The organism is Pseudomonas kilonensis (assembly GCF_001269885.1).
Taxonomy (GTDB): domain Bacteria; phylum Pseudomonadota; class Gammaproteobacteria; order Pseudomonadales; family Pseudomonadaceae; genus Aquipseudomonas; species Aquipseudomonas kilonensis.
The window spans coordinates 21,435-44,846 of the sequence record NZ_LHVH01000003.1 but is presented as its reverse complement, the minus strand read 5'-3'; the positions used below and the strand labels follow the sequence as shown (position 1 = coordinate 44,846).

General features: G+C 59.6%; 27 protein-coding genes. 16 read left to right on the top strand and 11 right to left on the bottom strand.

The features are described from left to right. Window positions 1–375: 375 nt before the first annotated feature. Window positions 376–1,596 (bottom strand): CaiB/BaiF CoA transferase family protein, encoded by a 1,221-nt coding sequence (locus AD662_RS00740; RefSeq protein WP_053184907.1) that lies wholly within the window; start codon window positions 1,594–1,596, stop codon window positions 376–378. A 13-nt stretch (window positions 1,597–1,609) separates the two neighbouring features. Continuing rightward, the gene (locus AD662_RS00735) at window positions 1,610–2,791 is read right to left on the bottom strand and encodes an acyl-CoA dehydrogenase (protein WP_014335919.1); all 1,182 of its coding nucleotides are present in this window, start codon (window positions 2,789–2,791) and stop codon (window positions 1,610–1,612) included. Window positions 2,792–2,947: 156 nt separating this feature from the next. Here AD662_RS00735 and AD662_RS00730 point away from each other — a divergent pair, with 156 nt between their 5' ends. The 10 genes from AD662_RS00730 to AD662_RS00685 all read left to right on the top strand — a co-directional run bounded on the left by AD662_RS00730 (window position 2,948) and on the right by AD662_RS00685 (window position 12,785). After that, entirely contained in the window at window positions 2,948–3,844 is an 897-nt protein-coding gene (locus AD662_RS00730; protein WP_053177483.1) for a LysR family transcriptional regulator, read from the top strand. A 434-nt stretch (window positions 3,845–4,278) separates the two neighbouring features. Continuing rightward, window positions 4,279–5,400, top strand: coding sequence for a Re/Si-specific NAD(P)(+) transhydrogenase subunit alpha (locus AD662_RS00725; protein ID WP_053177481.1), 1,122 nt, complete (start codon window positions 4,279–4,281; stop codon window positions 5,398–5,400). A 15-nt stretch (window positions 5,401–5,415) separates the two neighbouring features. After that, window positions 5,416–5,739 (top strand): NAD(P) transhydrogenase subunit alpha part 2, encoded by a 324-nt coding sequence (locus tag AD662_RS00720; protein ID WP_003187010.1) that lies wholly within the window; start codon window positions 5,416–5,418, stop codon window positions 5,737–5,739. Beyond that, a complete protein-coding gene (locus AD662_RS00715; protein ID WP_053177479.1) occupies window positions 5,739–7,175 on the top strand; it encodes an NAD(P)(+) transhydrogenase (Re/Si-specific) subunit beta in 1,437 nt (478 codons plus the stop codon). The genes AD662_RS00720 and AD662_RS00715 overlap by 1 nt, the downstream gene beginning before the upstream one ends. A gap of 199 nt (window positions 7,176–7,374) precedes the next feature. Beyond that, on the top strand, window positions 7,375–8,868 hold the full coding sequence (gene scpC / locus AD662_RS00710; RefSeq protein WP_053184904.1) for a succinyl-CoA:acetate CoA-transferase ScpC: 1,494 nt from the start codon (window positions 7,375–7,377) through the stop codon (window positions 8,866–8,868). A 319-nt stretch (window positions 8,869–9,187) separates the two neighbouring features. After that, a complete protein-coding gene (locus AD662_RS00705; protein ID WP_003187014.1) occupies window positions 9,188–9,403 on the top strand; it encodes a DUF1127 domain-containing protein in 216 nt (71 codons plus the stop codon). 343 nt (window positions 9,404–9,746) lie between these two features. After that, window positions 9,747–10,064, top strand: coding sequence for a DUF2388 domain-containing protein (locus AD662_RS00700; RefSeq protein ID WP_003196441.1), 318 nt, complete (start codon window positions 9,747–9,749; stop codon window positions 10,062–10,064). Window positions 10,065–10,170: 106 nt separating this feature from the next. Beyond that, window positions 10,171–10,479, top strand: a complete 309-nt coding sequence (locus tag AD662_RS00695) for a DUF2388 domain-containing protein (RefSeq protein ID WP_024616321.1) — start codon at window positions 10,171–10,173, stop codon at window positions 10,477–10,479. Between the two features lie 27 nt (window positions 10,480–10,506). After that, a complete protein-coding gene (locus AD662_RS00690) occupies window positions 10,507–10,827 on the top strand; it encodes a DUF2388 domain-containing protein (RefSeq protein WP_053184900.1) in 321 nt (106 codons plus the stop codon). After that, complete coding sequence (locus AD662_RS00685) at window positions 10,824–12,785, top strand: DUF7844 domain-containing protein (RefSeq protein WP_053177477.1); 1,962 nt, start codon at window positions 10,824–10,826, stop codon at window positions 12,783–12,785. Before AD662_RS00690 ends, AD662_RS00685 begins: the two co-directional genes overlap by 4 nt. 258 nt (window positions 12,786–13,043) lie before the next feature. On the opposite strand, the gene trpA is transcribed toward AD662_RS00685, so the two are convergent. Together trpA and trpB are read right to left on the bottom strand one after the other, a co-directional pair. Beyond that, window positions 13,044–13,856 (bottom strand): tryptophan synthase subunit alpha, encoded by an 813-nt coding sequence (gene trpA / locus AD662_RS00680; RefSeq protein WP_018609915.1) that lies wholly within the window; start codon window positions 13,854–13,856, stop codon window positions 13,044–13,046. Beyond that, complete coding sequence (gene trpB, locus AD662_RS00675) at window positions 13,856–15,088, bottom strand: tryptophan synthase subunit beta (RefSeq protein WP_014335911.1); 1,233 nt, start codon at window positions 15,086–15,088, stop codon at window positions 13,856–13,858. Before trpB ends, trpA begins: the two co-directional genes overlap by 1 nt. Before the next feature lie 112 nt (window positions 15,089–15,200). Between trpB and AD662_RS00670 the strand changes: the two genes are divergently transcribed. Then, window positions 15,201–16,118: a LysR family transcriptional regulator gene (locus AD662_RS00670; protein ID WP_053177474.1), complete on the top strand. Its 918-nt coding sequence runs from the start codon at window positions 15,201–15,203 to the stop codon at window positions 16,116–16,118. Here AD662_RS00670 and AD662_RS00665 read toward each other — a convergent pair. Continuing rightward, window positions 16,091–16,417, bottom strand: a complete 327-nt coding sequence (locus AD662_RS00665) for an ElaB/YgaM/YqjD family protein (protein ID WP_003196426.1) — start codon at window positions 16,415–16,417, stop codon at window positions 16,091–16,093. The two genes, AD662_RS00670 and AD662_RS00665, sit on opposite strands and share 28 nt — an antisense overlap. Before the next feature lie 155 nt (window positions 16,418–16,572). Here AD662_RS00665 and AD662_RS00660 point away from each other — a divergent pair, with 155 nt between their 5' ends. Then, a complete protein-coding gene (locus AD662_RS00660; RefSeq protein ID WP_014335909.1) occupies window positions 16,573–16,788 on the top strand; it encodes a dodecin in 216 nt (71 codons plus the stop codon). Between the two features lie 115 nt (window positions 16,789–16,903). Further along, window positions 16,904–17,125 (top strand): DUF1161 domain-containing protein, encoded by a 222-nt coding sequence (locus AD662_RS00655; protein ID WP_018609939.1) that lies wholly within the window; start codon window positions 16,904–16,906, stop codon window positions 17,123–17,125. Between the two features lie 54 nt (window positions 17,126–17,179). Here AD662_RS00655 and AD662_RS00650 read toward each other — a convergent pair whose 3' ends face one another. Continuing rightward, the gene (locus AD662_RS00650) at window positions 17,180–18,181 is read right to left on the bottom strand and encodes an LLM class flavin-dependent oxidoreductase (protein WP_053177472.1); all 1,002 of its coding nucleotides are present in this window, start codon (window positions 18,179–18,181) and stop codon (window positions 17,180–17,182) included. Window positions 18,182–18,419: 238 nt separating this feature from the next. Here AD662_RS00650 and AD662_RS00645 point away from each other — a divergent pair, with 238 nt between their 5' ends. Together AD662_RS00645 and AD662_RS00640 are read left to right on the top strand one after the other, a co-directional pair. After that, window positions 18,420–18,851, top strand: coding sequence for an OsmC family protein (locus AD662_RS00645; protein WP_018609942.1), 432 nt, complete (start codon window positions 18,420–18,422; stop codon window positions 18,849–18,851). Between the two features lie 149 nt (window positions 18,852–19,000). Continuing rightward, complete coding sequence (locus AD662_RS00640; RefSeq protein ID WP_018609944.1) at window positions 19,001–19,234, top strand: DUF1161 domain-containing protein; 234 nt, start codon at window positions 19,001–19,003, stop codon at window positions 19,232–19,234. Between the two features lie 6 nt (window positions 19,235–19,240). On the opposite strand, the gene AD662_RS00635 is transcribed toward AD662_RS00640, so the two are convergent. Both AD662_RS00635 and AD662_RS00630 read right to left on the bottom strand, forming a co-directional pair. Next, the gene (locus AD662_RS00635) at window positions 19,241–19,666 is read right to left on the bottom strand and encodes a PA0061/PA0062 family lipoprotein (RefSeq protein WP_053177469.1); all 426 of its coding nucleotides are present in this window, start codon (window positions 19,664–19,666) and stop codon (window positions 19,241–19,243) included. 39 nt (window positions 19,667–19,705) lie between these two features. Continuing rightward, window positions 19,706–20,119: a PA0061/PA0062 family lipoprotein gene (locus AD662_RS00630; protein WP_053177467.1), complete on the bottom strand. Its 414-nt coding sequence runs from the start codon at window positions 20,117–20,119 to the stop codon at window positions 19,706–19,708. Window positions 20,120–20,177: 58 nt separating this feature from the next. Between AD662_RS00630 and AD662_RS00625 the strand changes: the two genes are divergently transcribed. Then, on the top strand, window positions 20,178–21,269 hold the full coding sequence (locus AD662_RS00625) for an aminopeptidase (RefSeq protein WP_053184897.1): 1,092 nt from the start codon (window positions 20,178–20,180) through the stop codon (window positions 21,267–21,269). A 235-nt stretch (window positions 21,270–21,504) separates the two neighbouring features. Here AD662_RS00625 and AD662_RS00620 read toward each other — a convergent pair whose 3' ends face one another. The 3 genes from AD662_RS00620 to AD662_RS00610 all read right to left on the bottom strand — a co-directional run bounded on the left by AD662_RS00620 (window position 21,505) and on the right by AD662_RS00610 (window position 23,329). Continuing rightward, window positions 21,505–21,780, bottom strand: a complete 276-nt coding sequence (locus AD662_RS00620; RefSeq protein ID WP_003177201.1) for an HU family DNA-binding protein — start codon at window positions 21,778–21,780, stop codon at window positions 21,505–21,507. Between the two features lie 191 nt (window positions 21,781–21,971). Beyond that, on the bottom strand, window positions 21,972–23,120 hold the full coding sequence (locus AD662_RS00615) for an NAD(P)/FAD-dependent oxidoreductase (RefSeq protein ID WP_053184909.1): 1,149 nt from the start codon (window positions 23,118–23,120) through the stop codon (window positions 21,972–21,974). Window positions 23,121–23,161: 41 nt separating this feature from the next. After that, the gene (locus AD662_RS00610; RefSeq protein ID WP_053184894.1) at window positions 23,162–23,329 is read right to left on the bottom strand and encodes a rubredoxin; all 168 of its coding nucleotides are present in this window, start codon (window positions 23,327–23,329) and stop codon (window positions 23,162–23,164) included. Between the last annotated feature and the right edge of the window lie 83 nt (window positions 23,330–23,412).

Genomic DNA, 23,412 nt, shown 5'->3' with positions numbered 1-23,412 from the left:
CTTCGGAAACATCAACAACTTCAACCACTTGCGCTTCCGATCTCTCGTTAGCGGGAGGCGAATTCTACAGCGTTACTCGCTGCTGTCAACACCTCTTTTTCACCGCTTTCGACCGAGAAGATCGAATCGCCGATAGAGCCAAACAACACCGCTCTATCTGCTCCTTCCGGGCTTCGATGACCTGAAGCCCAACACCTTCGAAACTTACTTAACTCATTGAATCTCAAGGAGTTTTCCGTTTCGACTGCGCCGGAAGTGGGGCGAATTATAGACTTCCAGAATCTGCCGTCAACCCTTAATTTCGCTTTTCTATCAATAAGTTGCGCAGCACTGGAGATCGCCCTTTAAAACGCTCCTCTATATAGAAGAGAACGCTCAAAGAACCCCCGCCTCTCTGAACACCTTCACCGCGGCCTCATCCAAGCCCAGCACTCGCTGCAGCACCTCCAGCGTATGCTCCCCTAATAAAGGGGGCGCATTGCGATATTCCACCGGTGTCTCGGACAGTCGAATCGGACTGGCCACCTGCGGCACGCTACCGGCCAGTACGTGAGGCAATTCCATCGCCAATCCACGCGCCTGCACCTGAGGGTCGGCAAACACCTGGGCAAGGTCGTTGATTGGTCCACACGGCACACCCGCCCGCTCCAATTGAGTCACCCACTCGGCGGTGGTCTTGAACACCGTCGCCTGGCGAATCAACGGAATCAACACCGCCCGATTCGCCACCCGCAGTTTGTTTGTGGCAAAACGCGGGTCGTCAGCCCACTGCGGTTGACCGGCAACCTCAGCGAACTTTCGGAACTGGCCGTCATTACCCACCGTAAGGATGAAATCGCCATCGGCGGTAGGAAAATCCTGATAGGGCACGATGTTCGGATGGGCATTGCCCAACCGCTTCGGCGCATTACCTGTGGTCAGGTAATTCATCGCCTGGTTGGCCAGGCAAGCCACTTGAACATCCAGCAAGGCCATATCGATGTGCTGCCCGCCACCGGCATGATCCCGATGAGCCAGCGCCGCCAAAATAGCAGCAGTCGAATACAGCCCCGTGAGGATATCCGTCAGCGCGACCCCCACCTTCACCGGCCCCGCCCCGTCATCGCCCTCAGGGCGGCCAGTCAGGCTCATCAGCCCCCCCAGCCCCTGAATCATGAAGTCATACCCGGCACGCTTGGCATAAGGGCCCGTCTGGCCAAACCCAGTGATCGAGCAATAGATCAATTGCGGATTGATCGCCTTTAGCGACTCATAGTCCAGGCCATAAGCCGCCAGCCCGCCCACCTTGAAATTCTCGATCAGGATGTCGGACTTGGCCGCCAGCTCTCGCACCAGCCGCTGCCCCTCTGGACGCGTGAAATCGATGGTCACCGACTGCTTATTGCGATTGGCCGACAGATAATAAGCCGCCTCGGTCGTGTTCTCGCCTCGGGCATCCTTCAGGAACGGCGGCCCCCAGGCGCGCGTGTCGTCACCATTGCCGGGACGCTCGACCTTGATGACATCAGCCCCCAGGTCCGCCAGGATCTGTCCGGCCCACGGCCCGGCCAGGACCCTCGATAAATCCAGTACCCGCAGATGCGAAAGCGCGCCCATGAACGTTCTCCTATTAATAGAACGCCTGGATACCGGTTTGAGCACGCCCCAGGATCAGCGCATGAACGTCGTGAGTACCTTCGTAGGTGTTTACGACTTCCAGGTTCACGAGATGACGAGCGATACCGAACTCATCGGAAATACCGTTGCCACCCAGCATGTCCCTCGCCATGCGAGCGATATCCAGGGACTTGCCGCAGGAGTTGCGCTTCATGATCGAGGTGATCTCGACCGCTGCCGTGCCTTCATCTTTCATACGCCCCAGACGCAGGCATCCCTGCAAGGCCAGCGTGATTTCGGTCTGCATGTCGGCCAGCTTCTTCTGGATCAACTGATTGGCAGCCAGCGGACGCCCAAACTGCTGTCGGTCCAGCGTGTACTGGCGAGCGGTGTGCCAGCAGAACTCAGCCGCCCCCAAAGCGCCCCAGGAGATGCCATAACGCGCCGAGTTCAGGCAGGTAAACGGGCCCTTCAGGCCGCGGACATCGGGAAAAATGTTCTCTTCCGGAACGAATACGTTGTCCATCACGATTTCGCCAGTGATGGAGGCGCGCAGGCCGACCTTGCCATGAATAGCCGGCGCACTCAGCCCCTTCCAGCCCTTCTCGAGCACGAAGCCGCGGATATCGCCCGCATCATCCTTACCCCAGACGACAAAGACGTCGGCGATCGGACTGTTGGTGATCCACATTTTGCTACCCGTCAGGCTGTAGCCGCCTTCCACTTTGCGCGCACGAGTAATCATCGCGCCCGGGTCAGAACCATGGTTCGGCTCGGTCAGACCAAAGCAACCGATCCATTCACCAGACGCCAGCTTTGGCAGATACTTCTGTTTTTGCGCCTCGGTACCGAATTCATTGATCGGCACCATGACCAGCGAGGACTGCACGCTCATCATTGAGCGATAACCGGAATCGACGCGCTCGACTTCGCGAGCGATCAGGCCATAGCTGACGTAGTTCAGCCCACTGCCGCCGTACTGTTCAGGAATGGTTGCCCCCAACAGGCCCACCTCACCCATCTCGCGGAAAATCGCCGGGTCGGTCTTCTCATGGCGGAACGCTTCCAGCACCCGCGGCGCGAGCTTCTGCTGGGCGAACTGCTCGGCAGTGTCGCGGATCATGCGTTCTTCTTCGGTGAGCTGCTGATCCAGCAACAATGGATCGATCCAGTTGAAGCTCGCTTTACCGGCCATGAAAGAGTCCTCGCCAATTAAATGGAAATCGTGGATTGATCCTAGGCGCGCTTTCCTACAAGGGCAAACGAGGATTGCGCACTATCTTGTGCTAATTTCTCACTCCGTAAACGCCATAAACCCAGTTTATGTCGATATTGAGTGAGGCTTGCGTACATGCGCCGTAAAATCCCCAGCACCACCGCCCTGATCAGTTTCGAAGCAGCTGCACGCCATGAGAGCTTCACCAAGGCGGCGCACGAGCTTTCTCTTACGCAAGGCGCTATCTGCCGACAGATCGCCAGCCTGGAAGACTTCCTCAGCGTGGAGCTTTTCCGACGCTCACGTCGAGGCGTCAAACTGACCGAAGCCGGCCTTTCCTACAGCCGTCGAGTTGCCACCCAACTGGATGCCGTCGAGCGCGACACGCTTTCAGTAATGGGCCACACCGGTGCGAACGTGATTGAACTGGCCGTCGTGCCGACCTTCGGCACCCAATGGCTGCTGCCACGCCTCAAGGACTTCCAGCAGCAGCATCCGGAAGTCACCGTCAACCTGACCAACCGCACGCGGCCCTTTCTCTTTGCGGACACAGAGTTTGACGCCGCCATCTATTTTGGTGATGCGGACTGGTCCGGTACCGAATCCCACAAACTGATGGGCGAAAATCCGATGCCGGTATGCAGCCCTACCTTACTGGGAGGCCGGACGAGCCTGACACCTGAGGCCATCGCCGAATTGCCCCTGCTCCAGCAGACCACTCGCCCGTATGCGTGGCGCCAGTGGTTCAACGCCCAGAACCTGAACATTGCACGAGACCTGACAGGCCCGCGTTATGAACTATTCTCCATGCTTGCCCAAGCGGCCATGCACGACATGGGCATTGCGCTGATTCCGCCCTTCTTGATCCAGCGCGAGCTGGCAGAGAAACGACTGGTCGTGGCCAACCGCAGCGCGCTATCGAGCATCAAGGCCTACTACCTGATGATTCCAGAGCGAAAGGTCGAATCCGCCTCTCTTCGAGCTTTTCGCGATTGGCTCGTGAAGCAAGCAAGCAACTATCACCTTGATTAATGAAGAAAAACTTAAAACAGACTTAGGTAGTCAACTAACAGAAGACGCTACAGATATAAGTTTATGTCGCATTCAGTCAATCTGTTATGAAGCCCGTGCAGTAGTCTCCAAAGCGTTTAAATACATGGCTTTGAGCCATATTGCGCAGCGCATCAGGGCCTATTCATCTGACCGATGGGAAAAGTTGTCAATTTGAACCTGAATCCTTGGAAAGCACGGCCTACAAGGGATGCCGATCGATAATTGCGACATTCGGTCACAGGGTGACTTGTAGTTAATTTTCCGTCACCCGTCATAATCCCTTGAAGGGCTGAATTTTCGCCTGCAAAATGCCGCGCCCCGCCTGGTTTGGCGGGATCGTGCTGATCGGCCGCCCCAGCCGCACCATCCGAAGTGCCTGGGTTTACTCAATAAGATCACGCAGGAGATTTGACGTGCACATTGGTGTTCCCCTCGAAACCCAAACGGGTGAAACACGGGTTGCTGCTACCCCGGAAACCATCAAGAAGTTGATCGGCCAAGGCCATAAAGTCACTGTTCAAAGCGGCGCCGGCATCAAGGCCAGCGTTATCGACAGTGCCTATGAGGCGGCGGGCGCAAGCATTGGCAGTGCCAGTGATGCATTCGGGGCCGAGCTGATCCTCAAGGTGGTTGCCCCCAGCGACAGCGAACTGGCGCTGATCAAGAGCGGCACCGTTCTGGTGGGCATGCTCAATCCGTTCAACAACGAAACCATCGCCAAGCTGGCCGAAAGCGGTATTACCGCTTTCGCCCTTGAGGCCGCGCCACGAACCTCCCGCGCCCAAAGCCTGGACGTGCTGTCGTCTCAAGCGAACATTGCCGGCTATAAAGCCGTGCTGCTGGCCGCCCACCACTACCCGCGCTTCATGCCAATGCTGATGACCGCCGCAGGCACCGTGAAAGCGGCGCGCGTGCTGATTCTCGGCGCAGGCGTGGCCGGGTTGCAGGCGATTGCCACGGCCAAGCGCCTGGGCGCGGTGATCGAAGCCTCGGATGTGCGTCCGGCGGTCAAGGAACAAATCGAATCCCTTGGCGCCAAGTTCGTCGACGTGCCTTACGAAACCGACGAAGAGCGTGAATGCGCCGTCGGCGTCGGTGGTTACGCCCGGCCGATGCCGGCCAGCTGGATGCAGCGCCAGGCCCAAGCGGTGCACGAGCGCGCCAAGCAGGCGGACATCGTCATCACCACCGCACTGATTCCGGGCCGCAAGGCACCGACACTGCTGAGTGCCGAAACCGTCGCGCAGATGAAACCCGGCTCGGTGGTCATCGACCTCGCGGCAGCCCAGGGTGGTAACTGCCCGCTGACCGTGGCCGACCAGGTCGTGATCGAGAATGGCGTGACCATTTGCGGTCCGACCAACCTGGCCGGTGAAGTCGCGGCAGACGCTTCGGCGCTGTACGCCCGCAACCTGCTGGACTTCCTGAAGCTGGTCTTCACCAAGGAAGGTCAGTTCGACGTGAACCTGGAAGACGACATCGTTGCCGCGTGCCTGATGTGCCGCGACGGCCAAGTCATCCGCAAAAACGCCTAAGCAGGGATTCAGACAATGGAAGAGCTTATCTCCCCCGGTATCTACAACCTGATCATCTTTGTGCTGGCAATTTATGTCGGTTATCACGTGGTCTGGAACGTAACACCCGCGCTGCACACACCATTGATGGCGGTGACCAACGCCATTTCGGCGATCGTGATCGTCGGCGCCATGCTCGCCGCTGCGCTGACCGTAACGCCTCTGGGCAAGACCATGGGCACCCTCGCCGTGGCCCTGGCCGCGGTCAACGTATTCGGTGGCTTCCTGGTGACGCGCCGCATGCTTGAGATGTTCAAGAAAAAAGCCCCGAAAGCCGTAAAAGAAGAGGCGCCCAAGTAATGAGCATGAACCTGGTAACGACGCTCTACCTGATCGCGTCGATCTGCTTCATCCAGGCCCTCAAAGGCCTGTCGCACCCCACCACCTCTCGCCGTGGCAACCTGTTCGGTATGCTCGGCATGGCGCTGGCGGTGATCACCACTGTGGGCCTCATCTATAAGCTCGGTGCTGAGCTGGCCACTGCTGGCATCGGCTACGTCATCGTCGGCCTGCTGGTCGGCGGTACCGCCGGCTCGATCATGGCCAAGCGCGTCGAGATGACCAAGATGCCCGAGCTGGTGGCGTTCATGCACAGCATGATCGGCCTGGCGGCGGTGTTCATTGCCATCGCGGCGGTCGTCGAGCCGCAATCCCTGGGCATCGTCAAGCAACTGGGTGATTCGATTCCGGCCGGTAACCGCCTGGAACTGTTCCTCGGCGCAGCCATTGGTGCAATTACCTTCTCCGGTTCGGTGATCGCCTTCGGCAAGCTCTCCGGCAAGTACAAGTTCCGTCTGTTCCAGGGCGCACCGGTACAGTTTGGTGGCCAGCACAAGCTCAACCTGATCCTGGGCCTGGCAACGCTGGGCCTGGGCCTGACCTTCATGTTCACCGGCAACCTCGGCGCGTTCGCCTTGATGCTGGCCCTGGCCTTTGTTCTGGGCGTGCTGATCATCATCCCGATCGGCGGCGCGGACATGCCGGTGGTGGTCTCGATGCTCAACAGTTATTCCGGTTGGGCCGCCGCGGGTATCGGTTTCTCGCTGAACAACTCGATGCTGATCATTGCCGGTTCGTTGGTGGGTTCGAGCGGTGCGATCCTGTCGTACATCATGTGCAAGGCGATGAACCGCTCGTTCTTCAACGTGCTGCTCGGCGGTTTCGGCAACACAGCAGATGCTGCTGGCCCGGCAGGCTCCAAAGAAGCCCGCCCAGTGAAATCCGGCTCGGCTGACGACGCGACCTTCCTGCTGACCAACGCCGACACGGTGATCATCGTCCCAGGCTACGGCCTGGCGGTGGCACGGGCGCAGCACGCGCTGAAAGAGCTGACCGAGAAGCTGACCCACCACGGTGTGACCGTTAAATACGCGATCCACCCGGTGGCCGGTCGCATGCCCGGGCACATGAACGTATTGCTGGCCGAGGCCGAAGTGCCTTACGACCAGGTGTTCGAGATGGAAGACATCAACTCCGAGTTCGGCCAGGCAGATGTGGTGCTGGTGCTGGGCGCCAACGACGTGGTCAACCCGGCGGCGAAGAACGATCCGAAGTCGCCGATTGCCGGCATGCCGATCCTCGAGGCCTTCAAGGCCAAGACCATCATCGTCAACAAGCGCTCGATGGCCAGCGGCTATGCGGGCCTGGACAACGAACTGTTCTATCTCGACAAGACCATGATGGTGTTCGGTGACGCCAAGAAGGTCATCGAAGACATGGTCAAAGCGGTGGAATAACGCTCACGGCTTCACCATCAACGCCCCGACTTGTCGGGGCGTTTTGATTTGTATCAAGGCCGAACGTTACCGATCCGGTAATAATGTTTTGCCTGAAACCCCCGTAATAGAGGCCTCAAATGCGACCTTTGTAGCGGGTCGGGCACCGCGCGAATTCACTAGACTGCGCATCTTGCTTTCCAGCCCGAGATAACAACCTATGTACCGTGATCGCATCCGCTTGCCTTCGTTATTGAATAAAGTGATGAGCGCTGCCGAAGCAGCCTTGTTGATTCAGGACGGCATGACCGTCGGCATGAGCGGCTTTACCCGCGCCGGAGAAGCGAAAGCAGTGCCCCACGCCCTGGCCGAGCGCGCCAAGGTCACTCCGCTGAAAATCAGCCTGATGACCGGTGCGAGCCTGGGTAACGACCTCGACAAGGAACTCACTGAGGCCGGCGTGCTGGCGCGACGTATGCCATTCCAGGTCGACAGCACGTTGCGCAAGGCGATCAACGCAGGCGAGGTGATGTTCATCGACCAGCATCTCTCGGAAACTGTTGAGCAACTGCGCAACGGCCAGCTCAAGCTGCCCGACATTGCCGTGATCGAAGCGGTGGCCATCACCGAGCAAGGGCATATCGTACCGACCACATCGGTAGGTAACTCGGCCAGTTTCGCCATCTTCGCCCGGCAAGTGATCATCGAGATCAACATGGCCCACAACCCGAACCTGGAAGGCTTGCACGACATCTATATCCCGACTTATCGCCCGACCCGCACCCCGATCCCCCTGGTGAAAGTCGACGACCGTATTGGCAGCCCCGCCATCCCGATCCCGCCGGAAAAAATTGCCGCCATTGTCATCACCAACCAAGGGGACTCGCCTTCGACCGTCGCGCCTCCGGACAGCGACACCCAGGCCATCGCCGATCACCTGATCGACTTCTTCAAGCAGGAAGTTGCAGCCGGGCGCATGACTAACAAGCTCGGGCCGTTGCAGGCCGGGATTGGCAACATCGCCAACGCTGTGATGTGCGGGCTGATCGATTCCCCGTTCGAAGACCTGACCATGTATTCCGAGGTCCTGCAGGACTCGACATTTGACTTGATCGATTCTGGCAAGCTGGGCTTCGCCTCCGGCAGCTCTATCACGCTGTCGAGTCGACGTAACGCCGACGTATTCGGAAATCTGGAAAGGTATAAGGACAAACTGGTCCTGCGCCCGCAGGAAATCTCCAACCATCCCGAAGTCGTACGCCGCCTCGGCATCATTGGTATCAACACCGCGCTGGAGTTCGACCTCTACGGCAACGTCAACTCCACCCACATCTGCGGCACTCGGATGATGAATGGCATTGGCGGTTCGGGGGATTTCGCCCGCAACGCCCACTTGGCGATTTTCGTCACCAAGTCGATTGCCAAGGGCGGCGCCATTTCCAGTGTCGTGCCGATGGTCAGCCATGTGGACCATACCGAACACGATGTCGACATCCTGGTGACCGAGATCGGCCTGGCCGACCTGCGTGGCCTGGCGCCAAGGGAGCGGGCACGAGTGGTCATCGACAACTGCGTGCACCCGTCCTACCGCCAGGCGTTGAATGATTATTTCGAAGCAGCGTGCGCTCTAGGTGGGCATACCCCGCATATCTTGCGCAATGCACTGAGTTGGCACGTCAACCTCGAAGAAACCGGGCGCATGTTGGCCGTCTGATACAGCTGGATCACCGCTATCGCAAATACAGTTTTGATTGGAGGCTGGCACTCAAGCCTGACGCGACAAAAACTGTACTGCTGTACCGGTGTTTTCTTACAGTCTTTTCCCACAAAACATTAGGCAACCACCTAAAACGCACCAATACAGTGCTGATAGGTACAGTTGCCTCAATATTGACCAGTACACCGCTCTTTAACAGTTAACTGGTCTCTCACAATACAGGTGAACTGTATCTAGAGAGACTGGCCAAACGAGAGGATCATGGGCACCAGTTAAACCACTACCTAATCCCGCCACAAGCGGAAGGATGTCAACCATGGAACGTACACTCAGTTCCGAGCTGTTTTTCGAAGACAAAGCTGAAAAAAACCAGGCTTCCCTGCCTCTTCGCGTTATCGCTAACCTGATGTTGTGGCAGCGCCGCATCGCCAGCCGCCACCAACTGGCTCGTCTGGATTCGCGCCTGCTGGCTGACGCCGGTATCAGCGAAGCACAACGTTACGAAGAGCTGAGCAAGCCGTTCTGGCGCTAACTCAGCGTCGCTGGCCCTGACCCACCGGGTCCACCGCCAGCACCGAATTGAACAAACAAGACCCGTCGCGGGAAACCGCGACGGGTCTTGTCGTTTCCGGGCCCGTTTTTTTGAAGACCGGAGAGACATAACAGTTTTCTGACAATCAAAAACATACCAGTACAGTTAATCTTGAGCCGTAGCGCCCAATGCGGGCATCATGCTGCCGATGACTGTTGCAAAGGGCTGTCAGCCAACGCGTTCTGTCCTAATATCGATACGAACGTGGCGAAGCGAGTCGAGCATGCGTCTCTTCTTCCAGCTACACGCACCGGCATCACCTCATCCTTCAAGGAGTTTCCTCATGATCCGTCTTCGCCTGCTCAGCGCAGTTGCCCTGCTGGCCGTAGCCGCCCACTCCAACGCCAGCAGCTTTATCGTTACCACTGACTCGATCGTCGGCGCACTCAAGGCCACGTCCGACGTGACCTCCGATGCAACCTCATCACTGCGGGACAACAAGATCGTTCAAGCCGCCCGTGATGACGCCGCCAGCTTCGTGGCCAGCGAAGGCGCCATCCGGGGTGTGAAACTGGAAAGTGCCCTGGATTACATCCGCCAGCAGGCACCACAGCTCAACGCCACCGATGCACAGCTGGCCCAGGCTATCCTGGTGATCTGATGCAACATGAAACATCGGGCACCAAATGGTGTTCCGATGTTTCAGCGCTGGCTCTGGCCCGCAGGTTTGCGCTAGCCTTCAGGCTCGCCATCAACCGTCGAGCCCCATGCGTTTTTACTCAGATCTGTTCATCGCGTCTTTCTTCGTCGTTTTTTGTTGGTCTGTTCCGGCCCATGCTTTCGATGTGTCCACCCAGCAAGTGGTGGTCAGCGGCTATGCCACGAGCATGGTGACCTCCGCGCCCTTCGACCATAAACTGATCGTCGCCGCTCACGATGACGCTGCGGCCTTCATTGCCAGCGACGGGCAGTTGCGAGGTGCACAACTGGAATCGGCCCTGGATTACCTGCGCCGGACCCAGCCAAAACTTCACGTCAGCGACCTTGAACTGGCACAGGCAATTCTCGTCCAATAGTTATCCTTATTTCTCCGGAGTCGTTCCATGCGTAGCCCGCTGATTGCTGCCGCCCTAGGCCTGCTGGTGTTGGCCGATGTGGCCCAGGCACATACCCTGGTAGCCACCAGTAACATCATCGTTCGCGCATCCCAGCGCACGATTGATTTCACTTCCGACACCACCACCTCCATCCGTGACTCAAAAATCGTCCGCGAAGCCCATGACGATGCGGCCAGTTTTGTCGCCAGTAATGGTGAGATTCGTGGCGCTCATCTCGAGGCCGCCTTCGACACCTTGCGCACCCGCATGCCGGAAGCCCGCGACGCCAGTGACCAGGTTCTCGCCGAAGCCATCCTCGCATTGTGAGGCGATTCGCCGCCTGGCTGGCGGCCGGGGTCTTGCTGCTCACGGGCAGCATGGCCCAGGCCGGCCTGCAACTGCACCTCAACGTCGAAGGACTGAGCCCGGCGCAACAGCAGGCCAGCCAGGCGCTGCTCGATGAAGCCATGCAGGCGCTGCCGCCGCGATTCATCGAGCGGCTGGACCGACGCATCGATGTCGGCTGGACCGACCAGATGCCGGCCAACGCCTACGGCCAGGCCTCGCTGGTGTCGCAACTGGACCTCAACAGCAACCTGCTCGACAGCCTTGTCGACGGCAGCGCCGCGACGCAAAAGACCCATCGCCCCCACGGCACCGTGCGACGGGAAATGCTCGCCACCGTTTTGCACGAACTGACCCACATTTATGACCGCTCGCGTCTATGGCCCGATGCCGAGCGTGCGCTGATCCAGCGTTGCACTCGACGCAACAGCAGCGCCGGGTTGATCGGCCTTCCCGATGAATGCCGGGGCCAGAACGACCGCCGCTTCACCCTCAGCGATGATCCTCGGTTGCTGGACCTCGCCGGCTGGCCACAATACGTCGGCCGGCGCGGTGAGCGGGAACAGCACAACCGCCAAGTCGCCCGCAGCCCGGATCTCTATGAAACGAGCAGCCCCAAGGAGTTCGTCGCGGTCAACATGGAGTACTTTCTCCTCGACCCGAGCTACGCCTGCCGACGCCCCGCCCTGTATCGCTATTACCAGGAACACTTCGACTGGGCACCCGCAGCCAAGGACACCTGCGCCAAATCGTTCGCGTTCCTCAACGCCGGCAACGACTTCGCCAAGACGCCACTGGGCAAAGTTGATCCCGAGCGGGTCTATGCCATTGATTACCTGCTGGCCGAAGCCAACCAGAACTGGGTGAGCCGCTGGGGCCACAGCATGCTCCGGCTGGTAATCTGCGCACCGGGTCGTCCACGTGGCCCGGACTGCCGACTGGATCTGGACCAACACCTGGTGCTGTCATACCGCGCCTTCGTCGGCGATGTGCAGCTGTCGAGTTGGGATGGGCTGGTCGGCAAATACCCGTCGCGCCTGTTCGTATTGCCGTTGGCCCAAGTGATCGATGAATACACCAAGACCGAACTGCGCAGCCTGGCATCGGTGCCGCTGAACCTGTCGCGCACCGAGATCGAGGAGACGGTCGAGCACGCCGCCGAAATGCATTGGAGCTACGACGGCAACTATTACTTCCTGTCCAATAACTGCGCCGTGGAAAGCTTGAAGTTGCTACGCAGCGGCAGCAATAACGCGCAGCTCAACGGCCTGGACAGCATCCTGCCCAACGGCTTGTTGGAAGTCCTCAAGGGCCGAGGCCTGGCGGACACCAGCGTGCTGGATGATCCCAAGGAAGCCTTGCGCCTGGGCTACCGCTTCGACTCATTCCGTGAGCGGTATCAGGCGATGTTCGATGTGCTGAAGAAGTATCTGCCGATCAAGCAGCAAACGGTGGAAGACTGGCTGGCCCTGGACGCCGCCGAACGCCGCGTCTGGTTCGAAAAGGCCGACCTGCGCACCAGCGCGGCGCTGTTGCTGCTGGAACAGGCCAGTTATCGTCGGCAACTGCTGTTGGCGCAGGATGAAGTCAAACAGCGTTACCTCGGAGCCCGTGAATTGCAGAATGGCGGTATGGAAAGGGCTAACGCGACGTTGCAGCAGATCCTCGCCAACAGCGGCTTCCTCAGCCGTCCCGCCGAGTTGTTGGGCAGCAGCGGCTACGGCTTGCCGCAACCCAGCGAGTGGCAACGTTTGGAATCGGAAAGCAGCTTGCGTCAGAAACAGCTTCAAACGCTGACAGGCGACCTGGACAAGGAAGTCCGGGCATTGCTTGAGCCGAGTCGCGCGGCTGAAATTGCTGCCAGCGAGGCCAATGTGAAAGCGATCGGCGAGCATTTGCGCAAACTGCACAAGGCCGGGGGCGGGTTGGAGTTGCCCTGATCTCCCTGCCACATGTTAAGACAGGCGACATGATGAACCTGTGGCGAGGGGATTTATCCCCGCTGGACTGCGAAGCAGTCCCGAGAAGTCGATACTGCATGGAGCTGAATTGGGGCCGCTTCGCGCCCCAGCGGGGATAAATCCCCTCGCCACAAAAGCCAGGCCTCAGACATCAACCGCCAAGCATTTCATGCGCAATAAAAAAGGGTTCAGAACTTAGTTCTGAACCCTTTTTTGTGCCTGCGAGTCGAATCAAAATCAGCCTAGACGCGCCTTGCGCACACCATCAGCCAGGGCGGCACACAAGCTCAACACGCCATCAATCGCCTGCTCCGACGTATCGGCACTGGCGATATGGTCGATCAGCGCCGAGCCCACCACCACCCCATCAGCCAATCGTGCGATGGCCGCCGCCTGCTCCGGCGTACGAATACCGAAACCAATGCTGATCGGCAAATCGGTGTGGCGACGCAGCCGCGCCACAGCTTCTTCCACGTGCTCCAGCGTCGCGGCACCGGCACCGGTCACACCCGCCACCGACACGTAATATACAAAGCCCGAACTGCCGTTGAGCACCGTCGGCAAACGCACGTCGTCGGTGGTTGGCGTGGTCAGGCGGATGAAGTCCAGGCCAGCTGCCTGGGCCGGTTCGCACAGTTCGCTGTTGTGCTCGGGCGGCATGTCCACAACGATCAGGCCATCCACGCCAGATTCCAGCGCCTCGCCAATGAAACGCTGCACGCCATAACGGTGGATCGGGTTGAAGTACCCCATCAGCACCAGCGGTGTCTGGCTGTTGTCTTTGCGGAACTCACGAACCATCTGCAGGGTTTTCGCCAGGTTCTGCTGGGCCCCCAGGGCGCGGATGTTTGCCAACTGGATCGCCGGGCCATCGGCCATCGGGTCGGTGAACGGCATACCCAACTCGATCACGTCGGCACCGGCCGCCGGCAGGCCCTTGAGGATCGCCAGCGAGGTGTCGTAGTTCGGGTCGCCAGCCGTGACGAAAGTCACCAGGGCGGCGCGGTTCTGTTCCTTGAGTTCGGCAAAACGGGTTTGCAGGCGGCTCATCAGTGTTTCTCCTGCTGGGACTGTTCCATGTGGTGCATCACGGTTTGCATGTCTTTGTCGCCACGGCCGGACAGGTTGACCACCATCAGGTGATCTTTCGGCAGGTTGGGTGCGCGTTTGAACACTTCCGCCAGGGCATGGGCGCTTTCCAATGCAGGAATGATCCCTTCCAGTCGGCAGCATTTGTGAAAGGCTTCCAGGGCTTCGGCGTCAGTCACCGAGGTGTACTGGACGCGGCCAATGTCGTGCAACCAGGCGTGTTCCGGACCGATACCGGGGTAGTCGAGACCTGCGGAAATCGAATGGGCGTCGATGATCTGACCGTCGTCGTCCTGCAACAGGAAGGTGCGGTTGCCGTGCAGTACACCGGGGACGCCGCCGTTCAGGCTCGCCGCATGCTTACCGGTCTCGATGCCATAACCGGCGGCTTCGACGCCGATGATCTCGACACTCTTGTCGTCCAGGAACGGGTGGAACAGGCCCATGGCGTTGGAGCCGCCGCCGATGCACGCCACCAGGCTGTCCGGCAGGCGACCTTCCTGGGCTTGCAACTGCTCGCGGGTTTCCTTGCCGATCACGGCCTGGAAGTCACGCACCATCGCCGGATACGGATGCGGGCCAGCCACCGTACCGATCAGGTAGAACGTGCTATCAACGTTGGTGACCCAGTCACGCAGGGCCTCGTTCATTGCATCCTTCAGGGTACCGGTGCCAGCGACCACCGGGATCACTTCAGCGCCCAGCAGCTTCATGCGGAACACGTTGGCCTGCTGGCGCTCGATGTCGGTGGTACCCATGTAGATCACGCAATCGAGGCCAAAACGCGCGGCTACGGTGGCGGTGGCCACACCGTGCATGCCGGCGCCGGTCTCGGCGATGATGCGTTTCTTGCCCATGCGCCGCGCCAGCAGGATCTGGCCGATGCAGTTGTTGATCTTGTGCGCGCCGGTGTGGTTCAGCTCTTCACGCTTGAGATAGATCTTGGCGCCGCCGCAGTATTCGGTCAGGCGCTCGGCGAAGTAGAGCGGACTCGGACGACCGACGTAATCGCGCTGGAAGTAGGCCAATTCTTCGAGGAACGCCGGATCTTCCTTCGCCACTTCGTATTCGCGGGCCAGATCGAGGATCAGCGGCATCAGGGTTTCGGCCACATAGCGGCCACCGAACGCACCGAACAGGCCGTTGGCATCGGGACCGCTGCGCAGGTTGAAAGGGGTCGTGGACTGGGTCATCGGGCGCTCCAAGCAAATGCGTTGAAAGACAATGAGGTTCACTCTACCCCTGACATCCCCGACTGAAAACCGATAAGATCGCCACAACCTGTCAGAAAAACTCACAGATCACATGAGCCACGACCTTCCCCCCCTCAACGCCTTGCGCGCCTTCGAGGCCACCGCCCGCCTGAACAGCGTAAGCCAGGCGGCCGAACAGCTGCACGTCACCCATGGCGCTGTAAGTCGACAGCTGAAGGTACTGGAAGAGCATTTAGGTGTCAGCCTGTTCGTCAAGGATGGACGCGGCTTGAAACTCACAGATGCCGGCCTGCGCCTGCGGGATGTCAGCGCCGATGCGTTCGAGCGACTGCGTGGTGTTTGTGCAGAGCTGACCCAAAGCACGGCCGATGCCCCGTTTGTCCTGGGCTGCTCGGGAAGTTTGCTGGCACGCTGGTTTATTCCCCGCCTGGGCAGGCTCAATGCCGACCTGCCGGATTTGCGCCTGCACCTGTCTGCTGGCGAGGGCGACCTGGACCCCAGGCGACCGGGACTGGACGCCTTGCTGGTATTCGCCGAACCACCCTGGCCGGCCGACATGCAGGTGTATGAACTGGTGAGCGAGCGGATCGGCCCCGTGATGAGCCCGAACTACGCCGGATTCGCCCGCCTGCAGGCCGCACCGGCCAGCGCGTTGCTGGACGAATCATTGCTGCACACCACCTCCCGCCCACAGGCCTGGCCGACCTGGGCACAGCAAAACGGCCTTGATCCCCGGGCATTGAAATTCGGGCAAGGATTCGAGCATTTGTATTATTTGCTGGAGGCCGCTGTAGCGGGGCTCGGCGTGGCGATCGCGCCCGAGCCGCTGGTGGCTGAGGACGTGCGCGCCGGTCGCCTGGTCGCGCCGTGGGGTTTCGATGAGACGGCGGCGCGCCTGGCGTTGTGGCTACCCAAGCGCGCCGCAGACGGGCGCGCTCGGCAATTGGCCCAGTGGCTCAGGCATGAGCTGAGCCAACCGACTCAGTCACCGCGTTTGCACAGCAAGTAAGCCGCCAGTAAACCAAGCGCACCGACCGCGACACCCGCTGTGGTCCATGGGTGTTCCTGCGCGTAGTCGCGTGTGGCGATCCCGGTTTCACGGGTTTTCACCTTGACCTCTTCATACGCGTCGCTGAGCAGATGGCGAGAATGTTTCAGGGCGTTCTCGGCATTGGCCTTGAGCGACTTGAGGGTCTTACGCGACTCGTCCGAAGCGTCGTCCTTCAGGCTTTCCAACGACTTGAGCAGACTCTCGATCTCCGCTTCCATGCTTTGCAACGAGGCTTTGCGTAACGAATTGCTGGCCATGGTGGCTCTCTCCTGCAGTGGTTGAGTGGCGTGTGTGAATTGGGACTGCGGACGTTTCTGAAAGTGCAGTAAATCTGAACTTCAGCGCGCAAACGGCGACACACGTATGACGAAAAATCGCTGCTAGGCTGTTAAAAACAACCAAGGAGAACCTCATGAGTGATCATCACACTTACAAAAAAGTCGAGCTGGTCGGCTCGTCTCCCACCAGCATTGAAGACGCCATCAACAACGCCCTGGCCGAGGCCAGCAAAAGCCTCAAGCACCTGGAGTGGTTCGAAGTCACGGAAACCCGCGGCCACATCGCAAACGGCCGGGCAGCGCACTTCCAAGTGACCATCAAAGTCGGCTTCCGGATTGCCAATAGCTGAGGGGCGGTGAACTTGCACGCTGGCGGAGTGCCATAGGGAATGGCGATGCGCTATGGTGTGCGCATCCTGTTTTTCCAATACCTGCCCTATTTGATCCGACCAAGGAGTGCGAGCGATGAAAAAGTTGATGGTAGCCCTGGGTTTGCTGAGCCTTGCCGGTGGTGCGTTTGCGGCCGGCAAGCCCTGCGAGGAGCTGAAAAGCGAAATCGCGGCGAAGCTGGATGCCAAGGGGGTGTCAGGTTATTCGCTGGAAATCGTCGATAAGGGCGCAGCGGCTGACGGAAAAGTCGTAGGCACCTGTGAGGGCGGTACGAAAGAAATCGTCTATAAAAAGTGATTCTTTTCGAACGTCAAAGCCGACGCAGTGCGTCGGCTTTTTTATGCGCGTCATTCAGCCTTTCATGACCTGCGCCAGCAACTCGTATGAGTGCAAACGATCGGCATGCTCGTACAGGTCGCTGGTGAAAATCAGCTCATCGGCCTGGGTTTGCTCGATCAACACGTCGAGCTTGGCGCGAATCTTCTGCGGGCTGCCGACCATGGCCAGTCCCAGGAAATCACCAACCGCTTCTTTTTCATGGGGCAACCAGAGGCCGTTCATGGTGTCGACCGGCGGACGCTGCACCAGGCTCTGGCCGCGCATCAGCGCCAGGATCCGCTGGTACACCGACGTCGCCAGGTAATCGGCCTGTTCATCCGTGTCCGCCGCCACCAGCGGCACGCCGAGCATCACATAAGGCTTGTCGAGCACTGCCGACGGTTTGAAATGGTTACGGTAGATACGAATCGCCTCGTGCATGTAGCGCGGTGCGAAATGGGAGGCGAACGCGTAGGGCAAACCGCGCTCACCGGCCAATTGCGCACTGAACAGGCTCGAACCCAGCAGCCACACCGGCACGTTGGTGCCGGTGCCAGGCATGGCGATGATGCGTTGGTCCGGGGTGCGTGGGCCCAGATAACGCATCAGCTCGGCCACGTCTTCGGGGAAATCGTCCGCGCTGCCGGAGCGCTCGCGACGCAGCGCCCGGGCGGTCATCTGGTCGGAACCTGGCGCACGCCCCAACCCCAGGTCGATTCGACCCGGGTAGAGACTTTCCAGCGTGCCGAACTGTTCGGCGATGATCAACGGCGCGTGATTGGGCAACATGACGCCTCCGGAGCCGACACGAATGGTCGAAGTCCCCCCCGCCAGATAACCCAGCAGCACCGCCGTCGCGGAACTGGCGATACCGTCCATGTTGTGGTGTTCGGCCACCCAGAAGCGGGTGTAACCGTATTTTTCCACGTGCTGCGCCAGGTCCAGCGAGTTGCGCAAGGACTGGGCGGCATTGCCATCGGCGCGGACAGGCACCAGGTCGAGGGTTGAGAATTTCACTTCGGACAGCTGTTTCATGGGCCGGGATCTCCAACGGCGTTCCGGGCTTTTCCCGAGGGCAAAAGCCTGCCGTTTCTAAAGGTGTGTTCCATGCAATGTGGGCATATACCCGAGTTTCAATAGCCGCGAAGAATTTTCCTACTAAATTCGTCGGCTAATCGACAAGGTGAACTTTTCCGGGCGGTCTATCCTCACAACCCAGACAGTTAAAAAAACACCCAGGCGCGCTCTCGCGCCGGATCTTCAGGAGGCAGACATGGCTATCATCAAGAAAGCATCGGCTCATTGGGAAGGTGACCTGAAAACCGGTATCGGCTCCATTTCCACGGAAACCGGTGTGCTGCGCGAAGCGCCCTACGGCTTCAAGGCGCGCTTCGAAGGCGGCAAGGGCACCAACCCAGAGGAATTGATCGGCGCGGCCCACGCCGGCTGCTTTTCCATGGCCTTTTCGATGATCCTCGGCGATGCCGGGCTCAAGGCCGACAGCATCGACACCAATGCTGAAGTGACCCTGGACCAGGTCGATGGCGGTTTCGCGATCACGGCGGTCAAGCTGGTGCTCAAGGCGAAAATCCCCGGCGCCAGCCAGGCGCAATTCGACGAACTGAGCAAGAAGGCCAAGGAAGGGTGTCCGGTTTCCAAGGTATTGAACGCCCAGATCACCCTGGATGCGACGCTGTTGAACTGACGCGTGAAAGGGGCGCAGCCTTCGCAGGCGCTGCCGAAGGCTGCGATTTCTTGAATACAGTCGAGCTGTTTACCCTGGCGCAATTGTGATCGAATGAAGCCTGCAGTTTCAGCGCACAGGCAGTGCGCGCTGCCATGAGGAATTCGAACATGAAACGAGCAGCCTTGGTGGTCATCGGTTGCGCATTCACTGCATCAGCCCTTGCAGCACCCAAATCCTGCGAAGAGCTGAAAGCGGAAATCGAAGCGAAGATCCAAGCCAATAACGTGTCGTCCTACACCCTGGAAATCGTCACGAATGACGAAGTTCACGACCAGAACATGGTGGTGGGCAGTTGCGAAGGCGGCACGAAGAAGATCATCTACCAGAAGAACGACCGCTAGGACGCTCTACGGAACGCAATTGATTTGTCGCTCTTCGGCCACGATTTGACGCTTGGCATCATAGAGCCGGGCGCTGGGCGTGAACGCCAGGTTGCGAGCCTCCAGCCGATAGCGCTGGCCGGCCTCGAAATGATCATAACGCACGAGCATGTAGCACAGCCGCTCTTGCGGTTCGGCTTGCATGCCCAACCCACCACCGCTAAACACTTCGAAGTCGAAGCGCACTTTCAGTTCGTGGCTGCCCGGCGAAACCTGAAAAAACCGGCCGTCTCGCAATCGCTGGCCATCCAGGCTTTCAGCCATCAGCATTTTGCCGCCCGGCATGGGGGTAGCGAAATCGATCCACGCCATGTTCGGATCGACCTGGGGCAGTGGGCTCGTTGCACAACTGCTCATGGAGACCAGGACCAGTAACAGCAGAGGTAAGCGCATGGTGAATTTCCTGAAATCAGACCCTGAGCATAGCGCCAATCACGTTTGCTGGCAGCCCGCCGGCGTACCTTGCCCCACCACTTTGCGTTGCTGATCGTAAAGCTTGGCCCATGGCCGGAAACCAATGCTGCCGGCCTGCAGCTGGTAACGTTGGCCGGCGTTGAAGTCCTTGAATTTCACGTTCAACCGGCAATCACGCCACAGCGGCTCGGCATCCGGGCCGATGTTGCCGGGTTCGACGGCAAATTGATAACGCACCGTCAGTTCATGGCTGCCGGGTTGCACTTCGAAATAGCGCCGGTCGATGGACGTCCTGTCATCGACTTTTAACGCTTGCAGCGCGGTGTCCTGCTGGTTTCCCAGGTCGATCCACGCTTGGGATGGATCAGGATCAGGCAAACCGGCGCAACCGGTCAGCAGCAACAGGCCGCTCGTCAGCATCAACACGCGCATAGCGAAGCTCCAGGCAAGCGAGATAGTCTTGTGGACAGACTTCCCAGGGTGATTCCAATTGATCAGGCCGCGTTCAAGCCATCGGTTACTCGACCGCGTTTTCCAGACTTTGTTTCCAGGCCTCCTGCTTTTGTTACTGAACGGTTGCACAAGCGCCGGTTACTACAGCCAGCTCGTCGGTGGGCAACTGCGGTTGTTGCAGGCCCGGGAGCCTATCGACCAGGTCATTGCCGACCCTGCTCGTGATGCCCAACTGAAGGCGCACCTGACCCAGGCGCGCGAGGCACGGGCGTTCGCCAGCGCTCACCTGCACTTGCCGGACAATCAAAGCTATCGCCTGTATGCGGACATTGGCCGGCCATTCGTCGTCTGGAATGTCTTCGCCACGCCGGAGTTTTCCCTGGCGCCGCTAAATCATTGTTTCCCGATTGCCGGTTGCGTGGCTTATCGCGGTTATTACAGCCAGGGCGCCGCCCGTGGCGAGGCCGCATTGCAGCGTTTGCAGGGCATGGACGTGTCGATCGGTGGTGTAGAGGCCTACTCGACGCTGGGCTGGTTCAATGATCCGATCCTGAGTTCGATGATGCATTGGGGCGACGAACGCCTGGCGACGCTGATCTTTCATGAACTGGCGCACCAGCGCTTTTATGTAAAGGACGACACCGAATTCAATGAGTCCTTCGCCACCTTCGTCGAGCAGGAAGGCAGCCGGCAATGGCGCGCCAGTCGTGGGCTGGCGCCGGATAACGGCAAGCAGGTGCGCCAGCGCGACCAATTCATCCAATTGATCCTCGACACCCGCCAGCGCCTGGAAAAGCTCTACGCCCACCCCCTGCCGACCGACCAGATGCGCCAACGCAAGACACAGGCATTCGAACGCCTGCGCACCGACTATGAGCAGTTGCGCGACACTCAATGGGCCGGCGACAAACGCTACGATGCCTGGGTCTATGCCCCACTGAACAACGCGCGGTTGCTGCCGTTCGGACTATATGACCAGTGGGTGCCGGCGTTTGCGGCGCTGTTCAAGCAGGAGGGCGGGGACTGGATCGGGTTTTACGCAGCGGTGGAAAAGCTCGGAAAATTGCCGATCGACGAGCGCAAAGCGGCCTTGAAGGCGTTGGCAGCGCCGAAGACGTCTACTGACTAGGCGGACGTCATCGCGAGCAAGCTCGCTCCCACAGGGGCATCTCCAAATCCTGTGGCGAGGGAGCTTGCTCCCGCTCGGCTGCGCAGCAGTCGTCGCTTTTAGGGCCGCTTCGCGACCCAGCGGGAGCAAGCTCCCTCGCCACGGACAACCCAGCACAAAAAAGGGCATACCGATTCATCGGTATGCCCTTTTTGATTGCCGCTTTCTTCCCCCTAGCCGAGGTACTCCGCAGCAATTACGGGTTGACGCTGTCTTTCAGGAATTTGCCTGGTTTGAAGGCAACGGTGTTGCTGGCCTTGATCTTCACCGGCTCACCGGTCTGTGGGTTTTTGCCAGTGCGGGCGCCGCGGTGGCGTTGCAGGAAAGTGCCGAAGCCCACCAGGGTGACGCTGTCCTTGCGATGCAGGGCACCGGTGATTTCTTCGAGGACGGCGTTGAGGACGCGGTTGGCTTGTTCTTTGGTGAGGTCTGCTTTTTCCGCGATGGCGGCGGCGAGTTCTGGTTTACGCATGAATGAAGCCCCTTTGACGGTTTTTTTGTTGTTATGTCCGTGCCGTTCTCTTTGGAACAGCCCCTAAGGCGCCGCAGGCTCTACTCTGCGGCAGACGGGAGTGAGGATGGCACGGTGCCGAAAACGGCGCCAGTGGCCGGGCGACCTTTGTGGGACCAAAAGTAGGGTTTTTGCGACAGAACGACCAGTATTTACGCCAGCAGGGGTGGAAGTTCCTTGTTCAGTGCCAGTTTCTCCATCACCGCCGCACCTGTCAGCGCGTAGCCCAGCAGATTGCCTTGAGCGTCGCGGCATAGTGCCTTGATATCCGCGCCCTGCCCTTCGACACTCCACACGCCCTCGCTGCCTCGCGGCGGTGGCGACACCACCAGTGGGCACACCGGGGTTTTTACAGTAATCGGCATGGCGCCGTAGCTGACGGCCGTCGGGTTGCCGGCCAGGGTCTGGGCCAGGGCGCGGGCACAGCTCATCAGCGGCATGACATACAGCAGGTTCAAGCCATCGACCTCGGCGCAGTCACCCAGGGCGTAAATGTTGGCGTGGGAGGTTTTCAGGTGGCGGTCGACCACGACGCCGCGGTTGACCACCAGGCCCGCCGCGGCTGCCAGATCGATGCGTGGGCGCAGGCCGATGGCCGAAACCACCAGGTCGCAGGCGATCACCTGGCCGTCGGACAGGTGCGCCTCCAGCCCGTCGGCGACCTTCTGCAAGCGGTTGAGCACCGGGCCCAGGTGGAAACGCGCGCCAAGGCCTTCCAGCCCAGCCTGGACCGCTGCGGCAGCGGCCGGGTGCAACAGCGTCGGCATCACTTGCTCGCACGGCGCCACCAGCTGCACTTCGTAGCCACCCAGGCTCAGGTCGTTGGCGAACTCGCAACCAATCAGGCCGGCACCCAGCAACAACACTCGACGCTTGCCAGCGGCCGCGGCCCTGAAGCGTGCGTAGTCTTCCAGGTCGTTGATGGGAAAGATCAGCTCCGCCGCATCGCCCTGCACCGGTACGCGCACGGTTTCGGCGCCCCAGGCCAGGATCAGGTCGCGGTAGCTCACCGCCTCTTCGCCGATCCACAGCCGTTTGTGGCCCGGATCGATACCGCTGATACGGGTGTGGGTACGTACTTCGGCCTTGAGTTGCTCGGCCATCGCGCCCGGTTCGGCCATGCTCAGGCCGTCAGCGTCCTTATTTTTACCAAAACCTGTGGAGAGCATCGGCTTGGAATACGAGCGACCGTCGTCCGCGGTGATCAGCAGCAACGGGGTTTCGCTATCGAGCTTGCGAAACTCCCGGGCCAGGTTGTAACCGGCCAGCCCAGTACCGACGATGACGACAGGTGCACTCATGTTGCTCTCCATTTGATGCTCTCCATGCAGGTGAGGAACGATCAGTTGATTTCGATCATTTCGAAATCCATCTTGCCGACGCCGCAGTCCGGGCACAGCCAGTCTGCCGGTACGTCCTCCCAGCGAGTGCCGGGCGCGATGCCATCTTCAGGCCAGCCGTCAGCTTCGTTGTAGATCAGGCCGCAGACGATACATTGCCACTTCTTCATTCCAATACTTCCTCAAGATGTCAGGCCTTGGCCGGTATTTTCCGGCTCAGGGCCGTTTTGTACTGATCGGTCGCGACAGATGC